This window comes from Rhizobium sp. BK313 (assembly GCF_014193655.1).
Taxonomy (GTDB): Bacteria; Pseudomonadota; Alphaproteobacteria; order Rhizobiales; family Rhizobiaceae; genus Rhizobium.
Genome location: NZ_JACHZQ010000001.1, coordinates 2,103,226 through 2,122,448, shown reverse-complemented (window position 1 = coordinate 2,122,448; position 19,223 = coordinate 2,103,226). Strand labels below are relative to the sequence as shown.

Genomic DNA, 19,223 nt, shown 5'->3' with positions numbered 1-19,223 from the left:
CCTGCTTTTACAAGCTTTCTCAGCCATTTCCGCATGCTCGGGCACAAGTTTTCCTTTGAAAATTCTTGACTGAGCATTTGCAGCATAGTTGTTTGCATTCATGACTGACGATTCTGTGCCAATTCGATCCATCTGCGTCTATTGCGGCTCCAGGCCGGGCCGCGATCCTTCCCACATGGCTGCGGGCCGCGAGCTTGGTAAGAACATCGCCGAGAGCGGGTTACGCCTTGTCTATGGCGGCGGAACGAAGGGCATCATGGGCGCTGTGGCGAGCGGCGTTCTGTCGCATGGCGGTCAGGTCACCGGCATCATTCCGGAGTTCCTCGTTGATATGGAAGCGACGCGCCATTCGCTCGGTCAATTGGACGAACTCATCATAACCCCTGATATGCATACGCGCAAACACACCATGTTCGAGCGCGCAGACGCCTTCGTGGCGCTACCGGGCGGCATCGGTACGCTGGAGGAGATCGTCGAGATCATGACCTGGGCCCAGCTCGGCCGCCATGAAAAGCCAATGGTCTTCGCCAATATCAACGGTTTCTGGGATCCGATGATGGAACTCATCCGTCATATGACCGAGGAAGGCTTCATCCATACCGCCCATCGCGTGCAGCCGCTGGTCATCGACAAGGTCGCCGATATCATCCCTGCGATCCGCAAGCATGCCACCGAAACGGTGGGGTCCCGCGGCGGCGAAGCGGCTGTCATCTCAAAGCTCTGATTAGGGATTTGCTAACCATGTCGCATGGTTAGCGCATCCGGCTCTGACGCAGCATCGACCAGCTATAGAGTACCAGCCCCGCCCAGATCAGCGAGAAGGCGATCATCTGTGTCGTGCCGAAAGGCTCCTTGAACAGGAAGACAGCGATGAGGAAGACCATGGTCGGCACGATATACTGCATGATGCCGATGGTGGAGAGCCTCAAGAGCTTCGCTCCGTTGGCGAAGATCATCAGCGGCAGCGCGGTCACCAGGCCGCAACCAAGCAGAAGCGCCATATCCGAGACGCCGGTGCGATAGAGATGGCCCTCGCCGCGCGCTTCGAGATAGAGGATGTAGAGCAGAGCGGGGATGCAGAGCAGCAGCACCTCGATGAAGAAGCCCTGATTCGGCCCAACCGGCAGAGTCTTGCGGAAAAAGGCGTAGAAGCCCCAGGAGAACGTCAGCGACAGTGCCACCCAGGGCAGGGTCCCGGCTTCGACGGTCAGAATGACGACCGCTGCGCCCGCAAGGCCGATCGCGACGATCTGCGCCGGCGCAAGCCTCTCCTTCAGCAGCAGTGCGCCGAGCGCTATGCTGAACAGCGGGTTGATGAAATAGCCGAGCGCCGCATCGAGCGAATGTCCGGCGCCGATGGCCCAGACATAGGTTCCCCAATTGACGGTAATCAGCATCGCGGTCACCGAGGCCATGGCGACCGTGCGTCGGTTGCCGAGCGCCGCCTTTACATCGCCCATGCGGCCGAGCGCCAGAAGTACAGCGCCAGCGACGGGTACGGACCAGAAAATGCGATGGGCGATGACCTCCATCGCCGGAATATGCGCCATGGCCTTCATGTAGAGCGGCAGGACGCCCCAAAGCAGATAGGCCGTCAGCACAAAGCCGAATCCGCGCGTACTGTCCTCGTTCTTGATGTCAGGTGCGACCGTATCGGTGGCCATTGGTGTTTCCCGCCGCAATATATTCTTTTACGACGGGCTTACTCCAACGCGTGTTGCGGGGCCAATTCATTTCATTGACGGCGTCGTCAAGGTTTTTGATAGGCGGCGGATCACTCCGCCGCGATCTTGCCCGCCATATGCCGGTTTTTCATCAGCTTGTAGATGACGGAATCCATCAGCGCCTGGAACGAGGCGTCGATAATGTTTTCCGAAACGCCGACGGTCCACCAGCGCACCCCGTCGCTATCGGTGGATTCGATTAGAACGCGGGTCACGGCCTCCGTGCCGCCGTTGAGGATACGCACCTTGAAGTCGGCAAGCACCAGATCGTCGATCTCATGCTGGTATTTGCCGAGGTCCTTGCGCAGCGCCAGGTCGAGCGCGTTGACCGGACCGTCGCCTTCGGCGACGGACATGATGGTCTGGCCGTCGATGATTATCTTGACCACTGCCTCCGAGACGATCTTCACCCGGCCGTGGGAGTCGAAACGGCGTTCGACCATGACGCGGAAGCCGTCGATCGCGAAGAATTCGGGGATGGTGCCGAGGGTACGGCGCGCCAGTAGCTCGAAGCTGGCATCGGCGCCTTCGTAGGCATAGCCGGACGCTTCGCGTTCCTTGACGATTTGGATCAGCCGGTCGAGCTTCGGGTCGTCCTTGCCGACTTCGATGCCGCGCCGCTTCAGCGCGTTGATGAAATTCGATTTGCCGCCTTGGTCGGATACCATGACCTTGCGGAAATTGCCGACGCTTTCGGGCGGCACATGTTCATAGGTGCGCGGGTCCTTCAGCAGCGCGGAGGCATGGATGCCGGCCTTGGTGGCGAAAGCGGAGGCGCCGACATAGGGTGCCTGATGATCCGGCGAGCGGTTCAGCAATTCGTCGAAGGCATGCGACAGGCTGGTAAGTCCCAACAGCCGTTCGCCATCGATCGCCGTTTCGAAGCGTTCGCTATAGGCCCTTTTCAGTGCCAGCGTCGGGATCAGCGTGATCAGGTTGGCGTTGCCGCAGCGCTCGCCGATGCCGTTCAGCGTGCCCTGGATCTGCCGCACGCCAGCTTCGACCGCGACGAGCGAATTGGCGACCGCCTGACCGGTGTCGTTATGGGCATGGATGCCAAGACAGTCGCCAGGTACGCCCTCGGCGATCACGGCTTCAACGATGGCGCGCACTTCCGGTGGCTGTGTGCCGCCATTGGTGTCGCAGAGCACGACCCAGCGCGCGCCGGCCTCATAGGCCGTCTTGGCACAGGCGAGTGCATAGGTCGGATTTTCCTTGTAGCCGTCGAAGAAATGCTCGCAGTCGACGAGCGCTTCCTTGCCGGCTTCGACAGCCGCTTTGACGCTTTCAGCGATGCATTCGAGGTTTTCCTCGTTGGTGCAGCCGAGTGCGACCTTGACGTGATAATCCCAGCTCTTGGCGACGAAACAGATGGCGTCGGCCTTTGCCTGGATCAGGCTTGCGAGGCCCGGATCGTTGGAGGCGGAAACGCCGGCGCGTTTTGTCATGCCGAAGGCGACGAAGGAAGCCGATTGCGTCCGCTTTTCATTGAAGAAGGCGGAATCGGTCGGATTGGCGCCGGGATAGCCGCCCTCGACATAGTCGAGACCGAACTCGTCCAGCATGGTGGCGATGGAAATCTTGTCCTCGACCGAAAAATCGATGCCGGGTGTCTGCTGCCCGTCGCGCAAGGTCGTATCGAAGAGATAGATTTTTTCGCGTGTCATTCTGTTTCCTCCGGCGAGCCGGTTTCTTCTTCAGTCGTTCCCCGCCCCGGGACTCTCGAACAGGCGGGGAAAAGGCTTGGGCGAGGGGCCTCTTGGGCTCAAATTTTCCCGGCAAACCTATCCGTCGCGCGGATGAGCTGATCGAGAATGCCGGGTTCCGAAAAGGCGTGGCCGGCGCCTTCGATCAGGTGGAACTCGGCTTTCGGCCATGCTTTGTGCAGAGCCCAGGCATATTTCGCCGGACAGGGCATATCGTAGCGCCCATGAACGATGACGCCGGGGATATCCCGCAATCTGAAGGCGTAGCGAAGAAGCTGGCCTTCTTCCAGCCAGCCGCCATTAATGAAGAAATGATTTTCGATACGCGCGAAGGCATGCGCATATTCGGCTTCTTCGAACTTTCCGCTGGTCGCAGGGTCCGGCAACAGGGTGATGGTTTCGCCTTCCCATATCGCCCAGGCCTTGGCGGCCTCGAGACGCACGGCCTTATCCTCGTGGGTCAGCCGGCGGTGGTAGGCGACCATCAACTCATGGCGCTCCTCGGGTGGGATCGGCGCGATGAATCGCTCCCATTTGTCCGGAAACATTTCCGAAACGCCGAACTGATAATACCAGTCGAGCTCCGCCTGGGTCAGCGTGTAGATGCCGCGCACGATCAGTTCGGAGACACGTTCGGGATGCTTTTCCGCATAGGCGAGCGCCAGTGTCGAGCCCCAGGAGCCGCCGAAGACCTGCCATTTTTCTGCGCCGGCCATGTCGCGCAGCCGCTCGATATCGGCGACGAGATGCCACGTGGTATTGGCGTTGAGTTCGGCATGCGGCGTCGACTTGCCGCAGCCGCGCTGGTCAAACAGTGTGACGTCATAAAGTGCTGGATCGAAGAGGCGACGATGCGTTGGAGAGATGCCGCCGCCAGGTCCGCCATGCAGGAAAACGGCGGGCTTTGCACCTGGCGTGCCAACGCGCTCCCAATAGATGACGTGGCCATCGCCGACATCGAGATGGCCGGAGGCGTAGGGTTCGATCTCCGGGTAAAGCGTACGCAATATATCCGTCATATTTTCAATCCTTCGGAAGGCCAGATATCCGTATCGTGATCGGGGTGCTGGAAGGAGATGATCTGCTCCTGCCGTGCGTAAAAATCCGGGTCCTGATGGACCGGCTGCTGAAATATGGTTTCGACCCAAGGCAGGCGCGAGGCATAGTTCACCTGGATTTGCGGCGCCAGATCGTCCCGTTCGTCGAAGGCGCCGATGGCGATCTCCAGCCCGCCGGGATGGCGATAGGTTAGCGGCGTGCCGCAATTCTTGCAGAAGCCACGGTCGATGTTGACGGAAGACTGGAAATAGGTCGGCTCGCCGCGCGTCCATTCCAGGCCGTCATTCGGTGCCGTTACCAGGGCGGAGAAGAAGCTGCCGAACTGCTTCTGGCACATGCGGCAATGGCAGATCGAGGGGCGCCCGAGTTGACCGCGAATGCGAAACCGCACTGCGCCGCATTGGCATCCTCCGCTTCTGATGGCTTCAGTCATGGCTCTTCTCCTGTGGCCTGGTTTGGGTGTCGTGATCGGGGTGCTGATGGTTGGATGAACGGATCGCCAAGGCACGATCGGAATCATCGCCATCCGGCTCCGCCGGCAGGGCATCGAGCGCATGGAACCATGGCATTTTTGCCGCTAGGTTCGATTGGGCGACGGGCTGCACCGCCATTGGCTTGTCCAGGGAACCAAGAGTCAGATTGATGAAATCCGTGCCGGGAATGTCATAGAACAATGGCGTACCGCAGGAGCCGCAAAAACCGCGGCGCACAAGGTCGGAGGAATGAAACCACAAGGGTTCTCCGCGCGTGAGCTCGAAATCGGAGCGCTGGACGCTGCCGAGCGGCAGTGCATAATTGCCCGAAGCCTTCTGGCACATGCGGCAATGGCAGAGATGGGGATAGCCGATTGCGCCGGCCGCGCGATACCGCACCGCACCGCATTGGCATCCGCCGCTGTATCCCGCCATCGTCATTTGCCTGCCTCCGGTGGCCATGCTGCCGTATCGTGATCCGGATGCTGGTAGGATACGATTTCCAGCACAAAGGGCGCCTGTTCCGCATCCTCCTCCGTCCGGTGACCGGGCAACAGATGCAGCCTGTCGACGAAGTCGATCTTGCCTTCCACGCCGAATTGCACCACGGGCGGCAGTAGCGACGGATCATCGAAAGCGCCCGCCGCAACCGCCACGCCATCCGGTGCCTCATAGGTCAACGGCGTGCCGCAATCGCCGCAAAAACCGCGCTCGACGAAATTCGACGACCGGAATTTTTTACGCTCTCCCCGCGTCCAGACAAGCTCGGCACCGCGCGTCGAAACCAGCGGCGCATAATAGGCACCGAACGCTTTTTGACACATGCGGCAATGACAGATCGACGCGTCCTTGAGCTCGCCCCGAACCCGGAAACGCACCGCACCGCATTGACAGCCGCCGGTGTAGGTCACACTCACCGCTTGACCTCCCACGTCGTCGTCCGCTCACCCGTCACCGGGTCCTTGCCGTCCTTCAACTGAATGCCCTCAGCCAAAAGTACCTCGCGGATCTTGTCCGCTTCGGCAAAGTTTTTCGCCTTCAGTAGTTCCAGCCGCGCCCGCACGCGCCCATTGATTTCCGAGACCACGGCCTCATCCACCTCCACCTTCTCGGGTAACAGGCCGAGAAGGGCAGCGCTGGCGGCGAAGGTGGGCAGGACGCTGGCGTCGGCATTGGCGGCTTGCGCCAAGGCATGCAGAGCCTGGATGGCGGCGACGGTATTGAGATCGTCGGTAAGGGCTGCCAGCACGGCTGCATCCGGTGCGGCATCGCCGATATCCGCTGCCGGCCATTTTGCCAGAAGCCGTTCAGCCTCTTCCAGCCGCTTTACCGAAAAATCGATCGGCTCGCGGTAATGCGTCATCAGCATGGCAAGACGCAGCACCGCGCCCGGCCATATGCGGCCGCCGAGTTTTTCGGTGTGCAGCAGTTCGTAGATGGTGACGAAATTGCCTTCCGATTTCGACATCTTGCGGCCTTCGATCTGCAGGAAGCCGTTGTGCATCCAGATATTCGCCATCACATCCGTGCCATGGGCGCAACGCGATTGGGCGATCTCGTTTTCGTGGTGCGGGAAGATCAGGTCCAGCCCGCCGCCATGGATGTCGAAGACATCGCCGAGATAGCGCCCACTCATGGCCGAGCATTCGATATGCCAGCCCGGACGGCCGCGGCCCCAGGGGCTTTCCCAGCCGGGCTCGTTTTCGTCCGACAGCTTCCAGAGCACGAAGTCACCCGGGCTCTTCTTGTGCGCGTCGACGGCGATGCGGGCACCGGCCTGCTGCTCCTCGAGATTACGTTTCGAAAGCTGGCCGTAATCGGCCATGGATTTGGTGTCGAAAAGCACTTCGCCGGCCGCCTGATAGGCATGGCCCTTGGCGATCAGCTTTTCGATGATCTCGATCATCTGAGGGATGTTTTCCGTCGCGCGCGGCTGCGCCGTCGGCTCAAGGCAGCCGAGCGCGATCGCATCCTGGCGATATTGCGTTTCGGTCTTCTCGGTGACCAGGCGGATCGCCTCGTTCAGAGGCAGGCCGGGATGGTCACGCAGCGCCCGTGCGTTGATCTTGTCGTCGACGTCGGTAATGTTGCGGACATAGGTGACATGGCTTTCGCCATAGACCTGCCGCAGAAACCGGAAGAGCACGTCGAAAACGATGGCCGGGCGGGCATTGCCGATATGGGCGAAATCATAGACCGTAGGACCGCAGACATACAGGCGGACGTTCTCGCGGTCGATCGGCTTGAAGTCGACCTTTTCGCGCGTCAGCGTGTTGTAAAACTTCAGTTGCGGCTCGGTGCCCATTTCATTCTCCCAAGGCATAGATCCAATAAATATTGTCACCGGCGGGCCGGGACGTTTGTCATCTTGGATTTTGGGAGACGAAAACGGCCAGGCCAGCGAAACGCTAGCGAATAATCTTCCGGCAGATAATGCAGATAACCGTTTTCATGGCGGGCTTTATCGCGCGACTACGGTGATTGGTCAAGAGCCGGGATAGGGCCGCGATGACCGATTATTCCGGTATCCGGTAGTCGACGAGCTTGTTCTCGCGCACGATGAAGAGCCTGCCGGTTTCGGTGACGTCCGGACCGGCGAGTGGCAGGATGGCTTGGGCGACGTCGCGAGGATGCGGCAGCGTGTCCGGATCTTCGCCGGGCATCGCCTGTGCGCGCATCGCGGTTCGGGTGGCGCCGGGGTCGACGCTGGTGATCCGCAGCGTCGTGCTTTGGGTTTCGCCGGCCCAGGTGCGGGCAAGCGCCTCGACGGCCGCTTTGGACGCCGAGTAGGGACCCCAGAAGGGCCGGCAGCGATGGGCGGCGGCCGATGAGAGGATGATGGCGCGACCCGCGTCTGCGCGCATCAGCAGCGGCTCGACTGAGCGGATCAGCCGCCAGGTCGCGGTGACGTTGATGGTCATTACCTTCTCGAACACCTTCGCCTCGACATGGCCGATCGGCGAGATGACGCCGAGCACGCCGGCATTGGCAACGAGGATATCGAGTTTGCCCCAGCGCTCGAAAATCGATGCGCCGAGCGCATCGATTGCGTTCATGTCGGCAAGATCAAATGGCACGAGCGTTGCGGAACCGCCGACAGCCTTGATGGCGTCGTCGAGCTCTTCAAGGCCACCGACCGTGCGGGCGCAAGCAATCACATGCGCGCCGGCCTTGGCCAGTTCCAGCGCGGTGAAATAGCCGATACCGCGCGACGCGCCGGTAACGAGGGCGATTTTGTCCTTAAGATCTATGCTCATGTTGCCGTGGTCCGAATGCACTAGGGAAGGAGAGGGGAGAAAGGCCCCATGTCAGCCATTGCTGGCAAGCATGGAGAGCTTGCGGACATTGCTGGTGCTGCTTTCCCTGTCGAGCAGACGGGTCGGATAGTCGCCGGTGAAATAATGGTCGGTAAACTGCGGCTGCGCATTGTCGCGCGAGGCTCCGCCAACGGCGCGGTAGAGGCCGTCGATCGACAGGAATTCCAGCGAATCGGCACCGATGAAATCGCACATTGCCTTCAGGCTGCTGTACTGGTTTGCGAGCAGCTTGTCGGCGTCCGGCGTGTCGATGCCGTAGAAATCCGGATGATAGATCATCGGGCTGGCGACGCGGATATGCACCTCGCGGGCGCCGGCGTCACGGATCATCTGCACGATCTTGACCGACGTCGTACCGCGCACGATGGAATCGTCCACCAGAACGACACGCTTGCCTTCGATGATGGCGCGGTTGGCCGAATGCTTCAGCTTCACGCCGAAAGCGCGAATCTGCTGTGTAGGCTCGATGAAGGTGCGGCCGACATAATGGTTGCGGATGATGCCTAGCTCGAAGGGAATGCCGCTTGCCTGGGCGTAGCCGATCGCCGCCGGCGTGCCGCCATCCGGCACCGGCACCACGACATCGGCTTCGACGGGTGCTTCCTTGGCGAGATTGATGCCCATGTTCTTGCGGGCGACGTAAACGTTGCGGCCGCCGACCACGGAATCAGGGCGGGCGAAATAGACATATTCGAACAGGCAGAGCCGCTCCGGCTTGGCAACGTCGGGTTTGCGTGCGTCGATGGTGATCGAACCGTCCGGCTGGATCTCGCAGATCACGACTTCGCCGTTCTCCACGTCGCGGATGTACTTTGCGCCGATGATGTCGAGCGCGCAGGTTTCGGAGCAGAAGATCGGCTTGCCGTCGAGTTCGCCCATCACCAGCGGCCGGATGCCGATCGGGTCGCGCGCTGCAATCAGCTTGGTGCGCGTCATGGCGAGCATCGAATAGCCGCCTTCCATCTGACGGATAGCATCGATGAAGCGGTCGGAGGAGGAGGGGTGCTTGGAGCGCGCGATGAGATGGAGAACGACTTCGGTGTCCGACGTCGACTGACAGATGGCGCCGTCCGCGATCAACTGTCGGCGCATGGTCAGGCCATTGGTGAAATTGCCGTTGTGAGCAATCGCGATGCCGCCGACTTCCAATTCGGCGAACAGCGGCTGCACGTTGCGGAGGATCGTCTCGCCCGTTGTCGAATAACGCACATGGCCGATCGAACGGTCGCCGGGGAGGCGTGCGATCGTGGCCGGATCGGTATAGTGATCGCCGACGAGGCCCATGCGCCGCTCGGAATGAAAGCGCTGGCCGTCGAAGGAGACGATACCCGCCGCCTCTTGGCCGCGATGCTGCAAAGCATGCAGGCCGAGCGCCGTCAGCGTCGCCGCGTCGGGATGGCCGAGAATGCCGAATACACCGCACTCCTCATGCAGCGTGTCGCCGTCGATATCATCCTCGATAGAAAGGGAATGGTTCATGGCTGCAGGCCTTTGCTCTCAACATGGGGCGGGTCAGGGCGGCGTTGCGACTGAATACAAAAATAACTGAAAATCCGGACGGAAAGAATATCGGGCCGGATCTTCGGATTTCGCGCCGCTCACATGGCGATTATCGCCCGGCGGGTCAAGCCTGTAAACGCACTGTTAATTGTTAGTCTGCGGCGCAGGCGCGTCATCGGACGGCGCGGTATCGTTCGTTGTGCCGTTATCGCCACCATCCTGCGGCTGCGATTGCTGTTGCTGCTGGTTCGGTGCGATCTTGTTGATGATCTCGGCGGGAAGCATCGCCTGGATGTTTTCCGGAAGTGCGGATTTGAGCTTTTCGACCAGCGAATCGAGGAAAGGCTTCGACTTGGCGCTGTTGACCCATTCCGGGCGTGCAGGTGGCGCAACCAACCAGTTCCAGAAGGCGACGACGACGACCATCAGCAGCAGGCCACGGGCGGCGCCGAAGAGGAAGCCGAGCGTACGATCGAGCGCGCCGATGCGGCTATCGATGATGAAGTCCGCGATCCTGATGGTGATAAAGGAAATGATGATCAACGCGATCAGGAAAATGACGGCGGCGGAAGCGATGGTCGCGATACGGGTGTCTGCCGTGTAATGCAGCGCATAAGGTACGAGCAGCGAATAGAGATAGTAGGCGGCGACAGCCGAGCCGCCCCAACTGACGATTGAGAGAATTTCGCGGGAAAAACCGCGTACCATGGCCAGAACGGCGGAGAACAAAATGACGCCGATAACAATACCGTCAAAAATCGTAATGGGCATGTATAATCCACTCCAAGACTTGCCATGCCGAGCATGGCTGCCATCGGCCTCAAATATGTGCCTCTCTCGCCGTCAAGAACGGCTGAAGTAAGGCTCAGTCTTCGTCTTCTGCGCGCTTGAGCGCGCCCTTCGATCCGGCTATGCGCGCCACCAGATCCGGCAGGCTGTCGATCTCGTTCCAGCGTCCGCCATTGCCCTTCGGCAGGTCGGCGGAGGCGGTGGGGAGAAGCGCTGCAGAAAATCCCAGCTTCTCGGCTTCCTTGAGGCGCTGAGCGGTGTGCGCAACCGGCCGGACGGCGCCCGACAGGCTGACTTCGCCGAAATAGACGCAATCTGCGGGAAGGGCAAGACCAGCCAGGGATGAAACCAGTGCAGAGGCGACCGCAAGATCGGCAGCCGGCTCAGAAATGCGATAACCGCCGGCAATATTGAGATAAACGTCGTGTTGGCCGAGGCGAACACCGCAATGTGCCTCGAGAACCGCGAGAATCATCGACAGCCTTGCCGAATCCCAACCGACCACGGCGCGGCGGGGCGTGCCGAGCGATGTCGGGGCAACCAGCGCCTGTACTTCGACCAGCACCGGCCGTGTGCCTTCCATGCCGGCAAAGACGGCAGCACCCGGCGACTTGGAATTGCGCTCGCCAAGGAAAAGTTCGGACGGATTGGCCACTTCGCGCAGACCCTTGTCGGACATCTCGAAGACGCCGATCTCGTCGGTCGGGCCGAAGCGATTCTTCACGGTGCGCAGGATGCGGTAATGATGACCGCGATCACCCTCGAAATAGAGAACGGCGTCGACCATGTGCTCGACCACGCGCGGCCCGGCAATTTGGCCATCCTTGGTGACATGGCCGACCAGAACCATCGCCGCACCCGTTTGCTTGGCGAAGCGGATCATCGCCTGCACGCCGGTACGCACTTGCGTTACCGTGCCGGGCGCGGATTCCGCGAGCTCGCTCCAAAGCGTTTGAATGGAATCGATGATGACCAGATCGGGTCGTTTGCCTTCGGCGAGCGTCGCGAGGATGTCCTCGACATTGGTTTCGGCAGCAAGCATCACGTCCGTGTCGGCAGCGTGCAGCCGCTGCGCGCGAAGCCGCACCTGCGCAACGGCTTCCTCGCCCGAGACATAGACGATCTTATGACCGCGCCTGGCAAGTGCGGCTGCCGCTTGCATGAGGAGCGTCGACTTGCCGATGCCGGGATCGCCGCCGACCAGCACGGCCGAGCCGCGCACGAAACCGCCTCCCGTCGCCCGATCGAGTTCGGAGATGCCGGTGTGGATGCGAGGCGCCTCCTCGATTTCGCCCGACAGCGCCGTCAGCGTCACCGGCCGCCCCTTCTTAGGCACCTTGGCGGGTCCCCCGCCGATGCCGCCCATCGGGTCTTCCTCGACGATGGTATTCCATTCGCCGCAACCATCGCATTTGCCTGCCCAGCGGTTATGAACCGTGCCGCAGTTCTGGCAGACGAATTGTGTACGGGCTTTTGCCATCAGATGCTGTTCTCAATGTTCAAATGCTTCGCTGTTCGAAGCGAATCGCGGCTGGCTGTCAGATAATGTCTTTCGCGACAGATCAAAACTAATGATTTCCGTATCAACGGCGATTGTGTCAGCGTTTATGCTGGGTTTTCGATCGATGGTGACGCATGTTCGACTACACGCTTGCACATTGGCTCACATTTCTTTCGGCCGCAGTCCTGCTCAATCTGTCGCCAGGGCCGGATATCGCCTTCATTCTCGGCCATACGATCAGAAGCGGTATACGCTCCGGCTTTGCCGCACTGTTCGGCATATGGAGCGGCGCCTGCCTCCACGTGCTGATGGCCGCGGCCGGGCTGTCTGCGATATTGGCGGCATCAGCCATCGCGTTTTCGGCAGTGAAATGGGCCGGTGCTGCCTATCTCATCTGGCTTGGGATACAGGCGCTACGCTCGAAGGATGAGGGCGCCTGGATCAAGGAGGCGGGAAAGGCATTGCCCTGGAGCCGCATCTATCGGCAAGGCATCCTGGTTTCGCTGCTCAACCCGAAGGTGGCGATCTTCTTTCTCGCTTTCTTGCCCCAATTCGTCGTTGAAGGCGCCGGCCCTGTCTGGGCGCAGCTCTTGCTCCACGGCTGCCTTATCATCGTGGTTGCCGCCTTCATCGAGCCACCGCTTATTCTTCTCGGAGGTCGTCTTGCCGAGGCGTTGCGGCGCAATCGGAACGCCGGCCTGTGGCTGGACCGGGGGCTCGGAACATTGTTCGTAGCGCTTGGTGTCCGCTTGGCGATCAGTGCGCGTTAGCCAAGATCGCTCAAATCTCGTGTTTGCCCGCCGACAAAATTCCTATTCTTCGGCCTCGTCCGAAATGTAGCGCCGCTCATACCTCAACCCCATGCCGGTCAGCATTTCATAGCTGATCGTGCCGGCGGCGAGGGCCGCATCGTCGACGGGGATATTCGTGCCGAAGAGTTCGATATAGTCGCCGGCGCGAACGAGATGGTTCGGGATGTCGGTTACGTCGAAGATGGCGAGATCCATGGTGATGCGGCCCGCCACGGGAACCTTGTGGCCGGCGATAAAACCCTGGCCGCCTGGCAGGCCGGTCTGGCGCAGCGGCACGCCGCCGCTGGACAGGCTGCGCATATAGCCGTCGGCATAGCCGGCCGATACTATGGCAAGCCGGCTGTCGCGGGTGAGCTGCTGCGCCCCGCCGTAGCTGACCGTCTCGCCGGCTCTGACAGAGCGGATCTGGATGATGCGCGCCTCGGCGGTTGCAACCGGCCGCATCGGGTTCGCCGTTCCGTTTACAGGCTGGCCGCCATAGAGGGCGATACCGGGACGAGTGAGGTCGAAATGATATTCGGAGCCGAGGAAGATGCCGGCGGAGTTGGCGAGGCTCGCCTCGATGCCTTCGAAGGCGGCGCTGACCGTGCGGAACGCCTCGAGCTGCTGTTTGTTCATTGCATTGGCCGGGTCGTCGCCGCAGGCGAGGTGGCTCATCACCAGGACAGGCGCAAAACTCGCCGGGCGCGAGACGTCGTTGGCGAGCGCGATGGCGTCTTCAACCGGTAGTCCCAGCCGGTTGAAGCCGGTATCGACCTGCAGCGCGCAGGGATGGTCGCCGTAGTCGGCGAGCACCGACATCCAGAAGGTCAATTGCTCCTCGGAAGCGATAACCGGCACGAGATCGTTTTCGAAGAACAGCCGCTCGGTCCCCGGCCAAATGCCGCAGAGCACGAAGATGCGGGCATCCGGCGCGTAAAGCCGGAGCGTCACGCCTTCGTCGGCAGTGGCGACGAAGAAATCGCGGGTGCCGGCGAGATAGAGTGCCTCGCCGACATCTTCGATCCCCAGGCCGTAAGCGTCGGCTTTCACCGCAGCCCCGGTCCGTGCCCTGCCGGAGCGGCGGGCCATGTCCCGCCAGTTCTCGACCAAGGCGCCTAAATCGACCGTCAGCCGAAGGCCGGCGGAAGCGAAAGCGTCATTGTCTTCGAAACTATCTGTCATGGAGCCGCCTGAATAAAAAATGGCCGGAGGGGATGCTGCTCCGGCCAGAATACTGATCATCGATGGAAAGAGAAAGTGCTGCACTGCACATATGCGCTGGAGGCAGCCTTCATCAGTGCTCTTCATATTGCAGGAAGGACGGGTCGGCGAGATCGGCGAAGCGTGTGAACTCCGACTGGAAGGCGAGCTTCACCGTGCCGGTCGGTCCATGACGCTGTTTGGCGATGATAACGTCGGCCGTACCCTTCACCTTGTCGAACAGGGCTTCCCATTCCGTATATTTCGGATCGGCCGGATCGCGCGGTTCGGCGTTCTTGACGTAATATTCCTCGCGGAACACGAAAAGCACGACGTCGGCGTCCTGCTCGATCGAACCGGATTCGCGCAGGTCCGAAAGCTGAGGCCGCTTGTCATCGCGGCTTTCGACGGCGCGCGAGAGCTGGGAGAGGGCAATGATCGGCACATTCAGCTCCTTGCCGAGCGCCTTCAGGCCCGTGGTGATTTCGGTGATTTCCTGGACGCGGTTTTCTCCGGCCTTTTTGGAGCCTGTCATAAGCTGCACATAGTCGACGACCAGGACGTCGAGGCCGCGCTGGCGCTTAAGACGACGGGCACGAGCGGCGAGCTGGGCGATGGAGATACCGCCGGTCTGGTCGATATAGAGCGGCACCTTCTGCATCATCATCGAGCAGGCGACGAGTTTTTCGAAATCCGCATCGTTGATGTCGCCGCGGCGGATCTTCGACGAGGAGACCTCCGTCTGCTCGGAGATGATACGGGTGGCGAGCTGTTCGGACGACATTTCCAGCGAATAGAAGCCGACGACGCCGCCGTTCTTCGCTTTGGTGGAGCCATCCGGCTGTATTTCACCTTCATAGGTGGCGGCGATGTTATAGGCGATATTGGTAGCGAGCGAAGTCTTGCCCATGCCCGGACGGCCGGCAAGGATGATCAAGTCCGAGCGCTGCAGGCCGCCCATCTTGCTGTCGAGCGAATGAATGCCGGTGGAAATGCCCGATAGACCGCCATCGCGCTCCTTGGCGACGGCCGCCATGTCGATCGCCAGCGCCACGGCATCGTTGAAGGCCTGGAAGCCGCCATCGTAGCGGCCATTTTCCGCAAGTTCGAACAGCCGGCGCTCGGTATCCTCGATCTGCGTCTGCGGCGGCATGTCGAGCGGCGCATCATAGGCGATGTTGACCATGTCCTCACCGATGGTGATCAGGGCCCGACGCAAAGCCAGATCGTAAATGGCACGGCCATAATCCTCGGCATTGATGATCGAAACGGCTTCGGTCGCGAGACGGGCGAGATATTGCGCCACCGTCATGTCGCCAACCTTGTCCTCGGCGGGCAGGAAGGTCTTGATCGTCACCGGATTGGCGGTCTTGCCCATGCGGATGATGTCGCCTGCCACCTCGAAGATCTTTCGATGCAGCGGCTCGTAGAGATGAATGGGTTTCAGGAAGTCGGAGACACGATAGTAGGCGTCATTGTTGACGAGGATAGCGCCGAGCAGGGCCTGTTCGGCCTCAATATTGTTGGGCGCTTCGCGGTAATGCGGTTCGGCGGGAGCAATGGCGGCGATCTTTCGCGCAGCTTCGTTCATTTTCCGTCTCTTCGTATTTTGGAGTGCCGAGTGGTTTGCGACGATCTTGTGTCACGGTCAATTGCAGAAGAGCGCTGCCGCGTCGTGCGGCATCAATTCCCTCGAGCTATTCACATTGTTCCACTCATCCACAGGGACAAACTCTTCGCAGCAAAAAAAGCCTTTGTCGCCACTTTGCAACGGAACGACCGACACACGAATCACATACGAGAACTTCTATCAATCATTTTAGCCTGATCTGTCTCCGGTGACATCCGGCAAGCTGGCAATCGCGCTTGAAAAGATGTGAGAACCCGGCTATTTCGTTGAAATAGGGTAGGATACTAATAGTATAAAGTAGCAATAATGTCTGGTGCGCCATCACGCCGAGAACTATTCGACGAGCTTTCCGCTTTCAATCGGAAGCTGAGAGCCGCGTTTGATAGCCTGGTTCGCGAGCATGGCATGACGCTGGCCAGAGCCCGGGTATTCCATAAGCTTTCAAAACGTGATGGTATCAATCAGCGTGAGCTTGCCGATGAGCTCGAGCTTGAGACGCCGACTTTGGTGCGTATCCTCGACGCCATGGAGGCGCAGAGCTTCATCGAGCGCCGTGCGGTGCAGTCGGATCGACGCGCCAAGCAAATATTCATGACGGAATCCGGAAAAGTGGTCGCAGCCGAAATCGAAGCTCTTGCCACCGGCGTGCGTGCGGATATCCTGCAGGGGATTTCGGACGATGATGTCGGCATGGCTCTCAAGGTCATCCGCGCAATGACCGCCAATCTGCAGAATGTGGGCAAGTCATGAGGTAGGGTATGAGCGGTGAGCCGGCCCCGATAAACGCGGAAGCCAACGTCGCCGTGCCAGCCGCCCCGCCACCGGTGCCGCGCTGGAAGGTGCCGCTTTACATTGGCGCCTCCGTCATGTTCTTCCTGACGCAGGGCCTCGGTCTCAATCTAGCCTTTGCAAATCTCACGCAGATCCAGGGAACCATTGCTGCCACCACCACTGAATCCGCATGGCTGTCGGCGGCCTACATGGCGCCGAACGTCAGCCTCGCCATCGCGTTGGTTAAAATCCGTCTGCAATATGGCGTACGCAATTTTGCCGAAGTCAGCATTCTCGGCTTCGTCGTCGCCTCGCTGCTCAATCTCTTCGTCTCCGACCTGCATTCGGCCATCGTCGTCCGCTTTTTGAGCGGCATTGCCGGCGCGCCGCTGTCGACGCTTGGCTTCCTCTATATGCTGGAAGCCTTCGAGCCGGCCAAGAAGCTGACGATCGGCGTCAGCCTGGCGATGATGAATACGCTTCTGGCAGCGCCCATCACCCGTCTCGTCTCTCCGTCGCTCCTCGATTACGGCGAATGGCGAGGGCTCTATACGCTGGAAATGGCATTGGCACTGCTGGTGATGCCGATCATCTACCTGCTGCCGCTAACGCCGCCGCCAAGAGTGAAGGTCATCGTTTTCGGAGATATTATCGTCTATCTGCTGGTCGCTATCGGTTTTGGTAGCCTCGCCATCGTTCTTTCCGTCGGGCGACTTTATTGGTGGCTGGAAGTGCCTTGGCTCGGCGTGCTGCTGGCGGTCAGCATCGCCACCGTCACGCTCGCCGCCGTCATCGACCTGCGCCGGCCGGCACCGCTGATCGATGTCCGCTGGCTGCTCAGTCCGGAGATCTTGCATCTGACCGGAATCCTCCTGATCTTTCGCATGATCGCCGCCGAGCAGACCTCGGTGATCATGACCTTCTATCAGAATGCGGTCGGCCTGCTCTATGATCAACTGGCGATGCTTTACTGGATCATCCTGGCTTTCTCGATTGTCGGCGGCCTCATCTGCACAGTGCTGATGAGCTATGGCTTGAGTTGGCAGATCCAGTTTGTCGCGCTCGTCATGATGGGTGCCGGCTCCTTCATGGATGCGCAGGTCACCACCCTGACCCGACCGGAACAAATGTATCTCAGTCAGGCGCTGGTGGCGGCGGGTGCCGCTCTTTTCCTGCCGCCTTCCATGTCACAGGGTTTCAAGGCCGCCTTTGCGAAAGGGGCGCCTTACCTGGTGACCTTCTTCGTGGTCTTCACCTTTACGCAAAGTATCGGCGGCCTGATCGGCTCGGCCTTCTACGGTACGCTGATCATCATCCGCGAAAAATTCCATTCCGCCGTCCTGACCGAACATGTGTTGTTGACCGACCCCGACGTCGCCCAGCGCGTTAGCCAGCTCTCATCGTCCTACGGCAGGGTGATCGGCGACAGTGCACTGTTGAAGGGCGAAGGGTTGGCGCTACTCGGCGCACAGGTTAGCCGCGAGGCGAATACGCTCGCCTATGCCGACGCCTTCTTCGTTGCCGGTGTCATTGCGGTCGTGTCGCTGGCCGCACTTTCGCTGCATGTCTTTTTCCGTTTCATCAAGGCGCGGCTTGCCAACGGTCGGCCGCGGACCATGGCATCCAACCCGTGAGGATATGAAGTAGCTCCATGTCGAGGCTTGTTCGCTCCCCCATCGAAGTTATCGCGGTCCTCGCCGGTGTCGGCGGTGTCATGCTGGTGCTCTATGCTTGGCATTTGCCGCCTTTCCAAAGTTCGGTCGAGACAACAGACGATGCCTATGTCAGAGGCTATGTCACGACTATCAGCCCGCAGGTCAGCGGCTACATTACCGACGTGCCGGTCAGGGACTATAAGCTCGTCAAGCAAGGCGACGTGCTGACGAAGATCGACGATCGCATCTATCAGCAAAAGGTGGCGCAGGCGCGGGCGACATTAGACGGGCAGAAGGCGGCGCTTGCCAATTCGCAACAACAGGAACAGGCGGCACGAGCTGGTATCGCGTCGAGCCAGGCGCAGATCGATAGCGCCAACGCCGCGCTGAAACGCGCCCAGCTTGCCTGGGACCGCGTCGCGACGCTGGTGGCCAAGGGCGTATCGACGACGAGCGATTCGGAACAGGCGCAAGCAACACTGGAACAGGCGAAAGCAGCGGTCAATCAGGCAAAGGCCGGCCTCGACGTATCGCAGCAAAACTTGACAACGATCATAGTCAACCGGGCCTCGCTTGAGGCGGCGGTCAGCGGTGCGGAAGCGGCCGTGCAACTCGCCGAAATCGATCTGGAGAATGCGACGATCATCGCTCCGCGTGACGGTCGTATCGGCGAAGTCGGCGTCCGCCTCGGCCAATATGTGACGCCGGGCACGCAGCTGATGGGCCTGGTGCCTAAGGATGTTTGGGTCATCGCCAATTTCAAGGAAACCCAGCTCGACGGCATGAAAGTCGGCCAGCCCGTGACGATCTCCGTCGATGCGCTCGGTCACCGCGGGCTCAAGGGCCATATCCAGCGCTTTTCGCCGGCGGCGGGCTCGGAATTCGCCGTCATCAGACCTGACAATGCCACGGGCAATTTCACCAAAGTGGCACAGCGCGTCGGCGTACGCGTCAAGATCGACGAAAATCAGCCCCAGGCGCAAGATCTTGCGCCCGGCATGTCGGTGGTCGTCTCTGTCGACAAGGGTTCGGCGCCGGTGCAGGATACAGCGGAGAATTGAGACAGCAGCGGGTGAACCCGTAACCGCCGCTGGGCAAACCAAA

At 60.4% G+C, this 19,223-nt stretch carries 18 protein-coding genes; 5 read left to right on the top strand and 13 right to left on the bottom strand.

Annotation, left to right across the window (positions count from 1 at the left end):
- The first annotated feature begins 100 nt into the window (after positions 1-100).
- Positions 101-724, top strand: coding sequence for a TIGR00730 family Rossman fold protein (locus FHT86_RS10155; RefSeq protein ID WP_133706677.1), 624 nt, complete (start codon positions 101-103; stop codon positions 722-724).
- Positions 725-752: 28 nt separating this feature from the next.
- On the opposite strand, the gene rarD is transcribed toward FHT86_RS10155, so the two are convergent.
- From rarD to radA, 11 genes are all read right to left on the bottom strand, one after another.
- Complete coding sequence (gene rarD / locus FHT86_RS10150; protein ID WP_133706676.1) at positions 753-1,664, bottom strand: EamA family transporter RarD; 912 nt, start codon at positions 1,662-1,664, stop codon at positions 753-755.
- Positions 1,665-1,774: 110 nt separating this feature from the next.
- Positions 1,775-3,391, bottom strand: a complete 1,617-nt coding sequence (gene cimA, locus FHT86_RS10145; RefSeq protein WP_133706675.1) for a citramalate synthase — start codon at positions 3,389-3,391, stop codon at positions 1,775-1,777.
- A gap of 98 nt (positions 3,392-3,489) precedes the next feature.
- A complete protein-coding gene (gene pip, locus FHT86_RS10140; protein ID WP_133706674.1) occupies positions 3,490-4,449 on the bottom strand; it encodes a prolyl aminopeptidase in 960 nt (319 codons plus the stop codon).
- Positions 4,446-4,922, bottom strand: coding sequence for a GFA family protein (locus FHT86_RS10135; RefSeq protein WP_133706673.1), 477 nt, complete (start codon positions 4,920-4,922; stop codon positions 4,446-4,448). The genes pip and FHT86_RS10135 overlap by 4 nt, the downstream gene beginning before the upstream one ends.
- Positions 4,915-5,403, bottom strand: coding sequence for a GFA family protein (locus FHT86_RS10130; protein WP_133706672.1), 489 nt, complete (start codon positions 5,401-5,403; stop codon positions 4,915-4,917). Before FHT86_RS10130 ends, FHT86_RS10135 begins: the two co-directional genes overlap by 8 nt.
- A complete protein-coding gene (locus FHT86_RS10125) occupies positions 5,400-5,879 on the bottom strand; it encodes a GFA family protein (protein ID WP_133706671.1) in 480 nt (159 codons plus the stop codon). Before FHT86_RS10125 ends, FHT86_RS10130 begins: the two co-directional genes overlap by 4 nt.
- Positions 5,876-7,267: a cysteine--tRNA ligase gene (gene cysS / locus FHT86_RS10120; RefSeq protein ID WP_133706670.1), complete on the bottom strand. Its 1,392-nt coding sequence runs from the start codon at positions 7,265-7,267 to the stop codon at positions 5,876-5,878. Before cysS ends, FHT86_RS10125 begins: the two co-directional genes overlap by 4 nt.
- 211 nt (positions 7,268-7,478) lie before the next feature.
- The gene (locus FHT86_RS10115) at positions 7,479-8,219 is read right to left on the bottom strand and encodes an SDR family NAD(P)-dependent oxidoreductase (protein WP_133706669.1); all 741 of its coding nucleotides are present in this window, start codon (positions 8,217-8,219) and stop codon (positions 7,479-7,481) included.
- A gap of 51 nt (positions 8,220-8,270) precedes the next feature.
- Positions 8,271-9,758 (bottom strand): amidophosphoribosyltransferase, encoded by a 1,488-nt coding sequence (gene purF / locus FHT86_RS10110; RefSeq protein ID WP_133706668.1) that lies wholly within the window; start codon positions 9,756-9,758, stop codon positions 8,271-8,273.
- 165 nt (positions 9,759-9,923) lie between these two features.
- Complete coding sequence (locus tag FHT86_RS10105; protein ID WP_133706667.1) at positions 9,924-10,550, bottom strand: CvpA family protein; 627 nt, start codon at positions 10,548-10,550, stop codon at positions 9,924-9,926.
- Positions 10,551-10,644: 94 nt separating this feature from the next.
- Positions 10,645-12,048, bottom strand: coding sequence for a DNA repair protein RadA (gene radA, locus FHT86_RS10100; RefSeq protein ID WP_133706666.1), 1,404 nt, complete (start codon positions 12,046-12,048; stop codon positions 10,645-10,647).
- A gap of 155 nt (positions 12,049-12,203) precedes the next feature.
- Between radA and FHT86_RS10095 the strand changes: the two genes are divergently transcribed.
- Entirely contained in the window at positions 12,204-12,839 is a 636-nt protein-coding gene (locus FHT86_RS10095) for a LysE family translocator (RefSeq protein WP_133706665.1), read from the top strand.
- 42 nt (positions 12,840-12,881) lie between these two features.
- Here FHT86_RS10095 and alr read toward each other — a convergent pair whose 3' ends face one another.
- Entirely contained in the window at positions 12,882-14,045 is a 1,164-nt protein-coding gene (alr, locus tag FHT86_RS10090; RefSeq protein WP_133706664.1) for an alanine racemase, read from the bottom strand.
- Positions 14,046-14,157: 112 nt separating this feature from the next.
- A complete protein-coding gene (locus tag FHT86_RS10085) occupies positions 14,158-15,654 on the bottom strand; it encodes a replicative DNA helicase (protein ID WP_133706663.1) in 1,497 nt (498 codons plus the stop codon).
- A 345-nt stretch (positions 15,655-15,999) separates the two neighbouring features.
- Here FHT86_RS10085 and FHT86_RS10080 point away from each other — a divergent pair, with 345 nt between their 5' ends.
- The 3 genes from FHT86_RS10080 to FHT86_RS10070 are packed head-to-tail and all read left to right on the top strand — an operon-like array spanning position 16,000 to position 19,180.
- Entirely contained in the window at positions 16,000-16,443 is a 444-nt protein-coding gene (locus FHT86_RS10080) for a MarR family winged helix-turn-helix transcriptional regulator (RefSeq protein WP_133706662.1), read from the top strand.
- Between the two features lie 8 nt (positions 16,444-16,451).
- The gene (locus FHT86_RS10075) at positions 16,452-18,098 is read left to right on the top strand and encodes an MFS transporter (RefSeq protein WP_133706661.1); all 1,647 of its coding nucleotides are present in this window, start codon (positions 16,452-16,454) and stop codon (positions 18,096-18,098) included.
- A 17-nt stretch (positions 18,099-18,115) separates the two neighbouring features.
- Positions 18,116-19,180, top strand: coding sequence for an HlyD family secretion protein (locus FHT86_RS10070; protein ID WP_133706660.1), 1,065 nt, complete (start codon positions 18,116-18,118; stop codon positions 19,178-19,180).
- The last annotated feature ends 43 nt before the right edge of the window (positions 19,181-19,223 follow it).

Excerpts from the sequence above, each read along its gene's own strand:
- purF (WP_133706668.1), bottom strand. The coding sequence starts at position 9,758 with ATGAACCATTCCCTTTCTATCGAGGATGATATCGACGGCGACACGCTG.
- FHT86_RS10075 (WP_133706661.1), top strand. The coding sequence starts at position 16,452 with ATGAGCGGTGAGCCGGCCCCGATAAACGCGGAAGCCAACGTCGCCGTG.
- FHT86_RS10155 (WP_133706677.1), top strand. The coding sequence starts at position 101 with ATGACTGACGATTCTGTGCCAATTCGATCCATCTGCGTCTATTGCGGC.
- FHT86_RS10135 (WP_133706673.1), bottom strand. The coding sequence starts at position 4,922 with ATGACTGAAGCCATCAGAAGCGGAGGATGCCAATGCGGCGCAGTGCGG.
- radA (WP_133706666.1), bottom strand. The coding sequence starts at position 12,048 with ATGGCAAAAGCCCGTACACAATTCGTCTGCCAGAACTGCGGCACGGTT.
- FHT86_RS10085 (WP_133706663.1), bottom strand. The coding sequence starts at position 15,654 with ATGAACGAAGCTGCGCGAAAGATCGCCGCCATTGCTCCCGCCGAACCG.
- alr (WP_133706664.1), bottom strand. The coding sequence starts at position 14,045 with ATGACAGATAGTTTCGAAGACAATGACGCTTTCGCTTCCGCCGGCCTT.
- cysS (WP_133706670.1), bottom strand. The coding sequence starts at position 7,267 with ATGGGCACCGAGCCGCAACTGAAGTTTTACAACACGCTGACGCGCGAA.
- FHT86_RS10105 (WP_133706667.1), bottom strand. The coding sequence starts at position 10,550 with ATGCCCATTACGATTTTTGACGGTATTGTTATCGGCGTCATTTTGTTC.
- FHT86_RS10115 (WP_133706669.1), bottom strand. The coding sequence starts at position 8,219 with ATGAGCATAGATCTTAAGGACAAAATCGCCCTCGTTACCGGCGCGTCG.
- FHT86_RS10095 (WP_133706665.1), top strand. The coding sequence starts at position 12,204 with ATGTTCGACTACACGCTTGCACATTGGCTCACATTTCTTTCGGCCGCA.
- pip (WP_133706674.1), bottom strand. The coding sequence starts at position 4,449 with ATGACGGATATATTGCGTACGCTTTACCCGGAGATCGAACCCTACGCC.
- FHT86_RS10130 (WP_133706672.1), bottom strand. The coding sequence starts at position 5,403 with ATGACGATGGCGGGATACAGCGGCGGATGCCAATGCGGTGCGGTGCGG.
- FHT86_RS10070 (WP_133706660.1), top strand. The coding sequence starts at position 18,116 with ATGTCGAGGCTTGTTCGCTCCCCCATCGAAGTTATCGCGGTCCTCGCC.
- FHT86_RS10080 (WP_133706662.1), top strand. The coding sequence starts at position 16,000 with ATGTCTGGTGCGCCATCACGCCGAGAACTATTCGACGAGCTTTCCGCT.
- rarD (WP_133706676.1), bottom strand. The coding sequence starts at position 1,664 with ATGGCCACCGATACGGTCGCACCTGACATCAAGAACGAGGACAGTACG.
- cimA (WP_133706675.1), bottom strand. The coding sequence starts at position 3,391 with ATGACACGCGAAAAAATCTATCTCTTCGATACGACCTTGCGCGACGGG.